The organism is Bradyrhizobium ganzhouense, from assembly GCF_049949285.1.
GTDB lineage: Bacteria > Pseudomonadota > Alphaproteobacteria > Rhizobiales > Xanthobacteraceae > Bradyrhizobium > Bradyrhizobium ganzhouense.
The window spans coordinates 7,104,334-7,117,003 of the sequence record NZ_CP181318.1 but is presented as its reverse complement, the minus strand read 5'-3'; the positions used below and the strand labels follow the sequence as shown (position 1 = coordinate 7,117,003).

Genomic DNA, 12,670 nt, shown 5'->3' with positions numbered 1-12,670 from the left:
CATGGATTTCGCGCTCACCGATCAGCAGGAAGCCATTCGCGACGCCATCGCGAAGATCTGCGAAGGCTTTCCCGATGCCTATTGGTTGAAGAAGGACCACGACGGCGGCTTCCCGCATGACTTCCACAAGGCGTTGGCTGACGCCGGCTGGCTCGGCATCTGCGTGCCGGAAGCCTATGGCGGCTCCGGCCTCGGCATCACTGAAGCCGCGATCATGATGCGCACGATCGCGGAGTCCGGCGCCGGCATGTCCGGCGCTTCCGCGGTGCATATCAACGTGTTTGGTCTCAATCCGGTGGTCGTCTTCGGCACCGAGGAGCAGCGCAAGCGCATGCTGCCGCCGATGGTCGAGGGCCGCGAGAAGGCGTGCTTCGCCGTCACCGAGCCCAACACTGGCCTCAACACGACCCAACTGAAGACCCGCGCCGTCGTCAAGAACGACCGCTACATCGTCAACGGCCAGAAGGTGTGGATCTCGACCGCGCAGGTCGCGCACAAGATTCTGCTGCTGGCGCGCACCACGCCGCTGGAGGAGGTGCGCTCGCCCACCCATGGTCTCAGCCTGTTCTACACGGATTTCGATCGCAAGAAGATCAAGGTCCATGAGATCGAGAAGATGGGCCGCAAGATCGTTGATTCCAACGAGCTGTTCTTCGAGGATTTCGAGATCCCAATGGAGGATCGCATCGGCGAAGAAGGCAAGGGCTTCCAGTACATCCTCGAAGGCATGAACCCCGAGCGGATCCTGATCGCAGCGGAGGCGGTCGGCCTCGGCAAGCTCGCGCTGTCGCGCGCGACCGAATACGCCAAGACGCGCGTCGTGTTCAACCGCCCGATCGGCAAGAACCAAGGCATTCAGCATCCGCTCGCGGTAAACTGGGTCGAGCTCGAGGCCGCCTGGCTGATGGTGATGCAGGCGGCCTGGCAATACGACAAGGGCTTGCCGTGCGGCGCCGGCGCGAATGCCGCGAAATATTTCGCAGGTGAAGCCGGATACCATGCCTGCGAGCAGGCGGTGATGACTCATGGCGGCTTTGGCTACGCCAAGGAGTTCCACGTCGAGCGGTATTTGCGCGAGGTGCTGATCCCGCGCATCGCGCCGGTCAGCCCGCAGCTCGCGCTCAGCTTCATCGCGGAAAAGGTGCTTGGACTGGCCAAGTCGTATTGAGGCTGCGATGCCGGGAGACACCACGCCGATCGATTTTTCCGGCTTGATCCGGGCGGGCGATCTCGTGGTGTGCGGGCAGGCGACGGCGGAGCCAGTGACGCTGACCGAAGCGCTGGTCGCGCAAGCCGGGCATCTGCCCGCGTTCCGTATGATGGTCGGGCCGGTCTTCTCGGAGACGTTCTCCGCGGCCTGCGCGCCCAACATCTCGTTCCAGAGCTATGGCGTGATCGGCAATACGCGGCGGCTCGCCAAGGCGGGACGGCTCGAAATGATCCCGAGCAACTACAGCGCCTTCTGTGCCGACTTCGCGTCAGGGCGTCACAAGGCGGATGTGGTGTTGGTGCAGCTTGCCGAATCCGGCGACGGAAGGCTGAGCGCGAGCTTGTCCAACGACTATGTCATCGACGCAGCGCGCAATGCGCGCGTGGTGATTGCCGAGATCAATCCGGATGCGCCCTGGACATTTGGCGCGGAATGGCCCGCGGATGTGCCGATCCATCTGCGCGTGGCGGGGCGCCGTCCGCCGGTCGAATTGCCGTCGCCGGCGCTTGACGACATCTCACGGAAAATCGCCGTGCATGCGGCGAGCCTGGTCGTGGACGGCAGCACGCTCCAGTTCGGCGTCGGCCGGATTCCGGATGCGATCCTGTCCTCGCTCTCCCATGTACGCAATCTCGGCATCCATTCCGGTCTGGTCAACGACGCCATTGTTGACCTGATCGAGTGCGGCGCGGTGACCAACGCGGAGAAGGGGATCGATGCCGGCATTACCGTCACCAACCAGGTGATCGGCACGAATCGGCTCTATCGGTTCGTGCACGAGAACAAGGCGCTGGCGGTGCGGCCGACGTCCTATACGCATGGCCAGGGCGTGCTGGCGCGGATCAACCGGCTGGTCGCGATCAACTCGGCGCTTCAGGTCGGGCTCGACGGCAGCGTGAATTCCGAGACGCTGAACGGTGTCGCGATCGGCGCGATCGGCGGGCAGCTTGATTTCGTGCGCGGCGCCAATGCGTCTGCCGGGGGAAGGGCGATCATCGCGTTGCCCGCCATGGCGTCCGATGGGACCAGCCGGATTGTTGCGAATGTCGAGACCGTGACGACGCCGCGCGCCGATGTCGACGCCATCGTCACCGAATGGGGCGTTGCGGAACTGCGTGGCTGCGGTCTTGCCGAGCGCGCGCGCCGCATGATCGCGATCGCAGCGCCCGGGCACCGCGACGCGCTGTCGGCTCAGTCCCGCGGCGTCGCGCGCTAGTTCATCATCGCGAGCGTCGGACGCTGGCTCTCGCCGGAGCCGATGATCCCGGGGAGTTCCACGGCGCCGCCGGCAATCATGTCTGACATCCGCCAGAACAGGTGCGCAAGGCGGGAGAACACCAGCCGCTCGCGCTCGGCGGCAACGGTGCCGTCCGGTATTGTCACGGTCTCGAGTCCAACCACTCTCTTGAAGTCGGGCCAGATCATCATCGATTGCGCGATGACGGAGTAGCAGCGCGGGTCCTCGTCGCTCTCGTCGGGCGCCGGCGGCAGACCCGGAAATTGCGTCGGCGCTGCGTAGAATTTATAGGCGCCGTAGCCGAGCTGGAGCAGGAATTTTTCGGGAACGGCGATGTCGGCGGAAAAAGACACCAGTCGTGCCTCACTCAGGACGTCCGGCTCGATGGCACTGAGATCCTTGGCGCGCAGCGCGGAGCAGAAGGCGAGCTCGCGCTTGTGTTCGCGCAGCAGGTTGGCCAGCGGCTGCTGCTGTTGCACGGTGTCGGTGAGCAGGATGATGGTCTTGAGCATCGCGTGATGTCCCTCAGGGGAAGAGTTGGCGGGCGGTCATGACCGCGTCGTCGGCTGCGCAGTGTGCAAAGAAGTCGTTGGCGATGCGCTGTCCCGGCGCGATCTCCAGGATGCGGTAACGCGCCAGCGCCGCCGCATCGCGCGCCGCGCCGACATCGTCCTGCCAGGCGCAGAGCGACAGTTCGAGGCGGCCGTAGCCACCGCAATCGGCCGCATAGGCACCGGTCACGGCCTCGACGGTGGCGGCCACCGCGCCGGCGTTGCTGGCCGAGATGTCGCGCAGGATCACGGAGATGCCGTTGGTGGCCTCGGCTTTCGACGTCATCACCATGAAGGCGTCACTGGCGCCGGTGCGGCCGGCCCGGCGGGCCGTGCGCACGAGGCCTGCGAAGGCCGGATCAGGCCCGAGCTCCAGCGTCGTCGTCTGCTGGTCATGCAGAATCGTGGCGCGCGTTGCGCCGAGATCGCCCTTCAGCGCGTGATACGACCGCGGCAGCCATACCGTGTCGAGCGACACCTGCGACGAGGTCAGGCTCCAGGCCTGGTCGAGCAGATAGCCTTCCCAGATCGCAGGGTAAGATGCGGCGAGATGCTGCCAGGTGCGCAGCAGCATTTCAGCGCTGTTGGAGCGGCCGAGATAGAGTGTGCGTGCCGACATCTCCCAGCGATTCCACTTGTGGAGTGCGACGTCGCAGCCGAGGAAGGACGGCAGCAGCGGCGGCTCGCGGAGCACGGCGCCGGCTTCGACGAACAGCAGCGGCTCGCGATACTTGTTCCACATCCGCAGCATGAACTCCGCCTTCTCGAAGCAGAGCAGGCGGTCGTTGAACTGGGTGTCGATCGGCTCGATATGACAGGCGAGATCAAATCGTTCCAGCGAATGCCGGAGCGCGAAGGCGGCGGTTGCGTCGCCGCCGCGCGGATAGCACGAGACGATCCGCGGGCCGACGGCGGATGAATCGGCGCTGGCGAGGAATTTCGACCAGCCGATGCCGCCCCACCACATCTCGTGCGGGCCGCCGGCGCCGCAGGGGCCGACGGTGCCGAACTCGGTCAGCTTGGATTTGAGGAAGTCGAAGCCGGGATTCTCGCTGAAGGGAACGACGACGGCGCAGCCGGGATTGAGCGAACGATAGAACAGCTCGGCCGCCGCACCACTCGGCGGCTCCTTGAGGATGAGAACGCCGCTGCGCCGGCCCCCGGCGAGGTCGTCCAGCGTCGGCGCGCCATATTGGCCGGTCAGCCAGTCCAGACGATTGCGCTGGGCCCGGCCGAGCCGGATGCCGCCGGATTGCAAGAGGTCATCAAGGTTTGCGTGCGTCCCGTCCGTCAATTCCGTGCCCCTCGCGTCGCCAATCAGCCCTTGGACTTGAACGGCCGGCGCGGCGCGATCAGGCGCACTATTTGGGGCTGGAATCGAGCGGGGTAATCGCGACCGAATAGATCGCGATGTCGTGCCTCATCGCGGCGACGGGGATCAGCAGGCAGGCGTCGTCGTTCTCGGCGCGATAATGGGCACCGCTGCGCTGCACGCCGGCGTAGACCAGGCTTTCAGCGGCGACGCCGATCACATCCTGGCTCTCGGCGGCGTCGCGAATGTCATCGGCTGATTGGATCGTCACGCCATGAAGGAGACCTTCTGCGGCGAACTTCGGCAGCGGCAGTGCGATCATGGCGATGCCCATGGCGCGCGAGATCGGAATACGCAGGCGCTGTTCGCCCAGACCGGTGCGATAGAGGGTCACGGTGTCCAGCATGGCTGCGGCATCGGTGCGGAACAGCCCGATCTGGACTCGGCCGCAAGGGCTCTCTTCGAAGACGTCGGCCGGCAGACGGTTGGCCCCGAACAGCGTGTAGAGATAAGCGTTCGACGGAGACAGCCGGGCAAAGCTGCCGGCGAGCCACATTGGCGGGGCGGCTGACGCGCAGGCGGCGGAAAAGCCGCGGGCGGTGATCTGTCGGCGGATGAAGTCGCTGTCGATCATCGGCGCCAGTGCATGCGTGCCGAGATTGACGTCGTGCTTCAATCCGCCGAGCAGCGCCAGCTCGTCCTCATCGGGCAGCAGCAGGAACCGGGCCAGAGCCGCCGTGCACCAGCGCGCGGCGACGTCAGGCGCGGCATAAGGGTCGAGACAGAGATCGAGCGCGACGTCCCCGGCGCTCTCGGCAAAGGCGACGCTGCCTGCCTGGATCTCCGCGGCAAGTGCGATCTGGCTGGCCGGGCGAGGATTGATCTCGCGCAGCACCTGGTCGCCGTCATAGTCGCGGACCGAGCCGTCGGCAGAGCAGCAGATTTGCTCCAGCAGCGCGATGTTGCGGATCAGCATGCGCTTGATATGCGGCGTCACCACGAGGTCCGAGATGAAGCCCGCCGCGCTGTCCTCCTCGGCGATATCGTCGAAGGCATCGTCGAGCGAGATCAGATAGGCGCCGTGGAGACGGATCTTGATGCCTTCCATGTCGAACACGCGGCGCAGCGCCTTCTGCACGCTCCCGGAATAGCCGAGATCGGCGAGCACCAGGTCGGTACATTGGTCGAAGCCGGGGATCGTGTGGCGCAGATAGGCAAGTAACCGCGCGCGTAGAGCTGCCGCGAGATCGATGATCTCGCCGGCATCCATCAATTTCGGCAGGGCTTCGGCGAGATCCTCGCCGGGAGCAATTCCGTCGGGATAAGCCGCGAAGAACGCGGCAACCTCTGGCGGCAGGATCTTGATCATGTCGCGGAAAGTCGGCGCATCGATCTTCAACACCTTGCTGAGAAGGTCGATGAGCGGCTGCATGGTATCAGCCGAGGCGATCAGGCTGACGCGCCGGTTGATCTCGAGATAGACCGATGTGGTACCGTGCAAGTCCTGCCAGATCCGGTGTGGCAAGAAGCCGTCGCGGCCGAGGAAGGCGAGGGCGACCTTGTGGTCGGGGCCGGCGGCCTCCTGGCAGCGCCGGGTGATGAAGGCATCGAATGCCGTCATCACCGGGCCGAGCACGGTCATGCCGAGATGAAAGGCCGGAGATTTTTCGGCGTTCCGCGCGGCGACCATGCGTCGCAACGTGCGTGCACCGTGGTCGAGCCTGGACGGCGCGCCGGCGCACAGCAGTTCGAGCAGCGCGGTCTCGCGCTGGAATTTCGACGCCAATTGCGGCGTCGCCTGCGGATAATAGCGCGGCCGAATGCCGTGGCGCTTCGCGCCCCTGATGTCGGCCTTGTCGTTGTCGCCGACGTGAAAGGACGCGCCCGCGTCGATATCCTGCTCGGACAGGTATTTTGCGAAAAGCGCCTCGCTCTTGCCGCTGCCGTGGTCGCAGGAAGCGTAGAGGAAGTCCCAAGTCAGCCCGGGGCGGCATGCGAGCAGCAATCGCGCCAGCCGATCGGAGTCCCAATAGGTATCGGAGATGAAGCCGACGCGATGGCCGGCACGCTTCATGTCCAGATATTGCCGAAACATGTCCGGATTGGCGCGGCAGAGCTCGAATTCGGCCGTGAACTCTGATTCGACGAGATCGTTCAAATGATGGCGCGTGAGACCGAACAGCTTGAATGGAAAATAGGAATAGATTTCATCGATACGAACTTCGCTGCCACCGCGCTTCTCCTTCGCGGTCCGCCGCGCACGCGCTTCGGCCTGGATACGATGCTGAACGAAACTCGCGGAAACATTCGGACAAGTCTGTGAAATGCCGGAAAGCTCGTAAGTCCTTTCAAATACGCCATCTGGCGTCGTGCAGGCACGCAGCAGAAATGTATCGAAAACATCGAACGACCAAGCAGAAACAATTTTAGCGCGGCGCTCTGCGCCGGCTGTTGCGATCGTCATGCCAAGATTCCCCGTCCATCAGAGCGATTAACGTGCGCGACGGCGAAGTCAGGCGACACGATTGCGAAAAAAGTTCACGCGCGATTCAAAAACGCATTCGTCACGACTGACAGATTCAAAAAAATCGCTAGGTTCGAAAAAGGTGATTCGGAAAAAATTGCCGGGTGCAGAAGTCGTCTCGCGTTCATTCACACTCGGAAACAATCGCTTCTTGATGCGCTCCGTGCGCGTCGCGTTTGATCGCCTAGTGCCGCGTAATGTCAGCGTTTTCTCTCAACGACATCTGTTCAGGATGGACGATCCGCCATGGCGCGAGACGATGTGATGATTGCGGGATTGATGCGCGAGAGTGTCGCGCGCCCGGCAATTATTGCCCGATACTCGGCAAAACATACCGGCTAACATCTTGAAAAATAACAAAAAATCTCCGCCTGGATTGTTTTGGCCCCGCGTTCAACGCCTGGAAGCCGTGTGGCATGTGCGCCGCCGGCATTGCGGGTTGGAGATTGCGGGATGAGTTACGCTGCTGATGTCTGGGCTCCCGCTGAGGCCGAGATCACGACAACGCTGCCGGCTGAAGAGATCGTGCCGGTGACGCCGTCGGTGCCGCTCGCACCGGACTGTGCGCCGGTCGCCGCCGAAATCGTCTTCGATGAAGACAGCGAACTCCTCGACAGGCTTGCGACCGGCGACGAGGCTGCATTCCGCATGCTGGTCGAGCGCCACATCGACCGCGCCTACGCGATCGCGCTACGCATCGTCGGCAACGCGGCCGATGCCGAAGACGTGGTGCAGGACACCATGCTGAAGATCTGGAGCCATCGCGGGCGCTGGCAGCACGGCCGCGCCAAATTTTCGACCTGGCTCTACCGCGTCATCTCCAACCGTTGCATCGATCTGCGCCGCAAGCCGCGCAACGAGAATGTCGAGACCGTGCCGGAGGTCGCCGACGGCCAGCCCGGCGCTGTCGAGATCATCGAGCGCAACGAGCTGAACGGCATGCTGGAGATTGCGATGCAGCGCCTGCCGGAGCAGCAGCGTATCGCGGTGATCTTCTCGTACCACGAGAACATGAGTAACGGCGAGATCGCCCAGGTGATGGACACCACGGTGGCGGCGGTGGAGTCCCTGCTCAAGCGCGGCCGCCAGCAGCTGCGTCAGTTGTTGCGCAAGCACGAACGCGACATCCGCACCGCGTTTACCGATTGCTAACCATAAAAGTCGGCCTGCGAAAAGTTTCGCGCCTGATCTCCTTGCGCTCCACCGTTTGAGCGAACGGACGGGGCTGCGGTCTGCGTCGTCAATCGTCTTCAACGATGCGGCACGCTTGCCCATCAGCACAGGAGTTTCCAATGCCTGCAATTTCTACCAATACCGCGGCGAACTCCGCGGTCCGCTACCTCAACATCAATTCGGCGCAGGAGAGCAGCGCCCTCGCCAAGCTGTCGAGCGGCTCGCGCATCACTTCGGCCTCCGACGACGCCGCCGGCCTCGCGATCTCCACCCGCATCTCGTCGGACGTCACCACGCTCCAGCAGGCCGCGACCAACGCTTCGCAGGCGACCTCGATCCTCCAGACCGCTGACGGCGGCGCCTCGAACATCTCCGACATCCTGGCGCGCATGAAGTCGCTGGCCTCCGAGTCGGCCTCGGGCACCACCACCGACTCCAGCCGCGCCTATATCAACTCGGAATTCTCGCAGCTCACGAGCGAAATCGATTCGATCTCGACCGGCACGCGCTATTCCAGCCAGAGCCTGCTCGACGGCTCCAGCGTGTTCTCCTCCGGCGTCTCGGTGCTGGTCGGCTCTTCCGGCTCGGATACCATCACCATCAAGCTGGCCAGCCTGACCTCGTCCTCGCTCGGCGTGTCCTCGCTCGACGTCAGCTCGCTGTCGGATGCGGCATCGGCGCTTAGCGTGCTGGATACCGCGATCGACACGGTTTCGGCCGCCCGCGCCAGCATCGGCGCGCAGGAATCGCGGTTCAACTTCTCGTCCGACTCGATCTCGACCCAGACCCAGAACCTGCAATCCGCGAATTCGGCGATCAAGGACGTGGATATTGCGTCCGAGCAGGCCACGCTGTCTTCGGCCGAAGTGAAGACCCAGGCCGCGGTGTCGGCGGAATCCGCCGCCAACCAGATGCCGCAGTACCTGCTCAAGCTCCTCGGCTAAGGCGCTTGGCTTAACGATCACCGGGCCGGCGTGACGCCGGCCCGGTCCTCCACGCGACGGATCGAGCAGCAAAGTGACCAGCGTCAGTTCGAGCACCAGCACTGCAAGCACAAGCTCGACCGCATCGAGCAGCTCTTCGGTCACCACGACCGGTACCACCACGTCGACCAGTGTCGACTGGAGCGCGCTGATCACGGCGGCGGTGAACGCCAAGCTCACCCAGGCGACCACGATCTCGACCACGATCACCAACAACGAAGCCAAGGTCTCCGCCTACCAGACGCTCCAGACCGACCTCTCGACGCTGTCGAGCGGGTTGTCCTCGCTCGCGACATCCGTCGTCAATTCGCTGGCCACCAACGTCTTTGCGACCCGCTCGGCGACCCTCAGCTCGACCGGTGACGTGAGCGCGTCCTCCGCGCTCTCCATGTCCGTCAACAATGGCGCGGCGACCGGCGACCACACACTGACGATCAGCCAGATCGCGACCGCGCAGAAGGTGGCCGGCACCACGCAATCAAGTGAAACCACAGCCCTCGGCTATTCCGGAACATTTTCGCTCGGGCTCGGCAGCGGCAGCACTGCAAGTATCAGCGTGACGAGCACGATGTCGCTGCAAGACATCGTCGACACCATCAACGCCCAGACCTCGACCACCAATGTGCAGGCTTCGATCGTCCAGGTGTCGAGCGGGTCTTACGAAATGGTGTTGACGGGGACCGAGGATGCCGCCGACATCTCCTATTCGAGCACGTCCGGCAATGACATCCTGAACAAGCTTGGCGTGACCGACAGCTCCGGCGCATTTTCCGATGTGCTTCAGACGTCGCAGGCCGCCAAATTCAGTCTCGACGGCATCTCGATGACCCGGGATACCAACGACATCACCGACGTGCTGACCGGCGTCACCTTCAACCTGTTGCAGGCGACGACGAGCGGCTCGACGCTGAACATCAGCATCGGGACGGATACGAGCCAGATCACATCGGCACTCACGACCTTCGTCACCAACTACAACGCTTATCGCGATGCGGTCATCGCACAGCAGGCGACAAATTCCGATGGCACGGCCTCGTCCAGCGCGGTCCTGTTCGGCGACGGGACCATGCGCGACATCATGGACGCGCTCCAGAATGCCATGAACAGCACGGTCGGCGGCCTCACCATGGCCGACCTCGGCCTGTCCTTCAACGACAAGAACGAGCTCGAGCTCGACACCTCGACGCTATCGAATATCCTGAGCACAAATCTGAGCGGGGTCACCACGCTCTTGTCGGCGCAGACCAAGACCTCGTCGAGCCAGCTCACCGTCGTCAACACCGGAACGTCGCCGCAATCCTTCAGCCTGGACCTGACGGTCGATTCCTCCGGTAACCTGTCCTCGGCCTCGGTCGGCGGCGATTCCTCGCTGTTCACGGTCAGCGGCACCACGATCATCGGCAATGCCGGAACGGCCTATGCCGGCATGGCCTTCACCTATTCGGGCTCGACGTCGCAGTCGATCACTGTGACCTCGACCTCGGGCCTTGCCACGCAGGTCTACCAGATCGCCAAGAATTATTCGTCGAGCTCGGGCGCGTTGCAGACGCTGATCACGAACCTGACCGACCGCGACAGCACACTTCAGCAGCAGGTCGACGATATCGACAGCGCCGCGTCGGCCTACCAGTCGCAGTTGCAGACGCAGTACGCGAAGTACCAGGCCGCTATCGAAAGCGCCAACAACACGCTGACCTATCTCAAAGCCTTGCTTAACTCCAGCTCGAGTGGTTGATGATGCATAATCCGATGGCGTACATGGCCAACCAGGCCTATCGGGGCGCGGCAACCAGCGTGCCGCCGCTGAAGGCGATCTCGATGCTGCTTGGCGGCGCGATCACCTTCCTTCAAAAGGCGCTGTCCGCGCAGGAGGCGCGGCGCTTCGAGGAGGGGCACGAGCACCTGATGAAGGCGACCGCGATTTTGCGTGGCCTCAGCCACAATCTCGACTTCGCCAAGGGCGGAGCGGTGGCCGAGCGTCTGTTCCAGACCTACAATTCGCTCATCCTGGCGAGCCTGAAGGCCTATGGCCGTCCGCATGCACGCGAGAGCTTTCGGCGGATCATCGCCGGGCTGGCCGAGCTGCGCGAGGCCTGGGAGTCCGTCGACGCAACGATGCGGAGCGCCAGAACCGCGCCCGCTGATTCGTCCTGCAAGGGCCAGGCAAGCCGTTAGCGCTTCGATCCCGAACGGAGCCGCCGCTCGCCCGGCCGTGGTTTCGGCCGCTTTCGGCAAGTCCGGGGGCGGTTTTGGTGCGGGACACCGCGCAAATCCGGTTTCCGCCGCGCCTGCAATGCTTTATGACGGGCCTGACCGAGGCGGGATCGGCGGGCGATGGACGTCACCGAGTTTGAGGAACTGATCGACAGGCTGGGCGAGGATCTCTCGGTCTGGCCCGACGACCGGCGCTTGCCTGCCGAAGAGCTGCTGACGCGTTCCTCCGCCGCCCAAGCCCTGCTGGACGAGGCCCGTGCCTTGCGCCGCGCACTCGCCGCACCTCCGGTGCGAGCACCCGGAGGCTTCGCCGACCGCATCGTTGCAGCCGCATCGAAAATGAAGAACGATGCCGCCGAGCCGCGCACCGAAGGCGAGACAGCGGAGAGCTGAGCGGCTCCTTCTGAAATGATTGCTCTCCTTACCTCTCCCCGCGTGCGGGGAGAGGTCGGATTGCATCGAAGATGCAATCCGGGTGAGGGGGACTCTCCGCAAGTCTAACTGTCTCCGTCCCCGTGGAGACTCCCCCTCACCCCAACCCTCTCCCCGCAAGCGGGGCGAGGGAGCGCAGCGTCTGCGCGGCAGCAACTCAGTCCAACACCATTGCGCTTCTCGCGCTTCCACGCGGCAGTTTTTGCCTAATCGAATGCGATTTCCGCGCCAGTGAATCCGCGCCTGAATCCGCACGCCCACGCGTTTCATCAGCACACAGATTTCAAGCGCGCTGACCGACATTGTTGTCGCCGGCTGCGCGAGAAAGCCGGAGTTTCTGATGACCGTTTCCGCAACGAGTTCTGCAACGACTGCGACCACGACGACATCGTCATCGTCGAGCACCTCGTCCAGTTCGACGCTGACCTCGAGCGATTTCCTGAGCCTGCTGGTCAGCGAGCTTCAGAACCAGGACCCGCTGAACGCGACCTCGACCACCGACTTCATCAATCAGCTCACGTCTTACGCCAATTTCAGCCAGCAGCAGTCGATCAATTCCAACCTGACGTCGCTCTCCAGCTCCTTCTCGAGCCTCGTGACTCTCAACTCGGTCAACTATATCGGTCACACCGTCGAGGCGAAGACCGACACGTCGACCTTGAGCAACGGCTCGGCGACGTTCGGCTATTCGCTGTCCTCGGCCGCTTCTGACGTCGCGATCACCATCAAGGACTCCTCCGGAAACACCGTCTACACCGGCACCGGGACCGGCAATTCCGGATCCAACACCTTTACCTGGGACGGTAAAAATTCCAGCGGCACCCAGCTCACCAACGGCGGCCAGTACACCATCTCGGTGACCGCGACGGATTCCGCCGGCAACTCGGTGCTCAACTACACCACCATCTCCGGCACGGTGACCGGCATCGACACCTCCACTTCCACGCCATCGCTGACCGTGAACGGCGTCTCCGTCAGCGCCGCCGACATCATCGGCGTCACGTCCTGATCCTTCGTCCCGAATTCTCCGGAGT

General features: G+C 63.6%; 11 protein-coding genes. 8 read left to right on the top strand and 3 right to left on the bottom strand.

Features of this window, described 5'->3' with window-relative positions; all coding sequences use genetic code 11:
* Nucleotide 1: 1 nt before the first annotated feature.
* Nucleotides 2-1,168, top strand: coding sequence for an acyl-CoA dehydrogenase family protein (locus tag ACLFLU_RS32985; protein ID WP_426408884.1), 1,167 nt, complete (start codon nt 2-4; stop codon nt 1,166-1,168).
* Nucleotides 1,169-1,175: 7 nt separating this feature from the next.
* Nucleotides 1,176-2,426, top strand: coding sequence for an acetyl-CoA hydrolase/transferase family protein (locus ACLFLU_RS32980; protein WP_426408883.1), 1,251 nt, complete (start codon nt 1,176-1,178; stop codon nt 2,424-2,426).
* Here ACLFLU_RS32980 and ACLFLU_RS32975 read toward each other — a convergent pair.
* The 3 genes from ACLFLU_RS32975 to ACLFLU_RS32965 all read right to left on the bottom strand — a co-directional run bounded on the left by ACLFLU_RS32975 (nt 2,423) and on the right by ACLFLU_RS32965 (nt 6,774).
* Nucleotides 2,423-2,959, bottom strand: coding sequence for a hypothetical protein (locus ACLFLU_RS32975; protein WP_426408882.1), 537 nt, complete (start codon nt 2,957-2,959; stop codon nt 2,423-2,425). The two genes, ACLFLU_RS32980 and ACLFLU_RS32975, sit on opposite strands and share 4 nt — an antisense overlap.
* Before the next feature lie 13 nt (nt 2,960-2,972).
* Entirely contained in the window at nt 2,973-4,292 is a 1,320-nt protein-coding gene (locus tag ACLFLU_RS32970; RefSeq protein ID WP_426408881.1) for a hypothetical protein, read from the bottom strand.
* A gap of 67 nt (nt 4,293-4,359) precedes the next feature.
* On the bottom strand, nt 4,360-6,774 hold the full coding sequence (locus tag ACLFLU_RS32965) for a hypothetical protein (protein ID WP_426408880.1): 2,415 nt from the start codon (nt 6,772-6,774) through the stop codon (nt 4,360-4,362).
* Between the two features lie 513 nt (nt 6,775-7,287).
* Here ACLFLU_RS32965 and ACLFLU_RS32960 point away from each other — a divergent pair.
* The 6 genes from ACLFLU_RS32960 (at nt 7,288) to ACLFLU_RS32935 (ending at nt 12,645) form a co-directional block, all read left to right on the top strand.
* Entirely contained in the window at nt 7,288-7,986 is a 699-nt protein-coding gene (locus ACLFLU_RS32960; RefSeq protein WP_426408879.1) for an RNA polymerase sigma factor, read from the top strand.
* Between the two features lie 140 nt (nt 7,987-8,126).
* Entirely contained in the window at nt 8,127-8,951 is an 825-nt protein-coding gene (locus ACLFLU_RS32955) for a flagellin (protein ID WP_426408878.1), read from the top strand.
* Nucleotides 8,952-9,024: 73 nt separating this feature from the next.
* On the top strand, nt 9,025-10,725 hold the full coding sequence (gene fliD, locus ACLFLU_RS32950) for a flagellar filament capping protein FliD (RefSeq protein ID WP_426408877.1): 1,701 nt from the start codon (nt 9,025-9,027) through the stop codon (nt 10,723-10,725).
* Nucleotides 10,725-11,165 carry a flagellar export chaperone FliS gene (gene fliS / locus ACLFLU_RS32945; protein ID WP_426408876.1) on the top strand — a complete coding sequence of 147 codons (441 nt, stop codon included), beginning with the start codon at nt 10,725-10,727 and terminating at the stop codon, nt 11,163-11,165. The genes fliD and fliS overlap by 1 nt, the downstream gene beginning before the upstream one ends.
* Nucleotides 11,166-11,324: 159 nt before the next feature.
* Nucleotides 11,325-11,597 carry a hypothetical protein gene (locus ACLFLU_RS32940; protein WP_426408875.1) on the top strand — a complete coding sequence of 91 codons (273 nt, stop codon included), beginning with the start codon at nt 11,325-11,327 and terminating at the stop codon, nt 11,595-11,597.
* Nucleotides 11,598-11,976: 379 nt separating this feature from the next.
* Nucleotides 11,977-12,645: a flagellar hook assembly protein FlgD gene (locus ACLFLU_RS32935; RefSeq protein WP_426408874.1), complete on the top strand. Its 669-nt coding sequence runs from the start codon at nt 11,977-11,979 to the stop codon at nt 12,643-12,645.
* Nucleotides 12,646-12,670 lie beyond the last annotated feature (25 nt).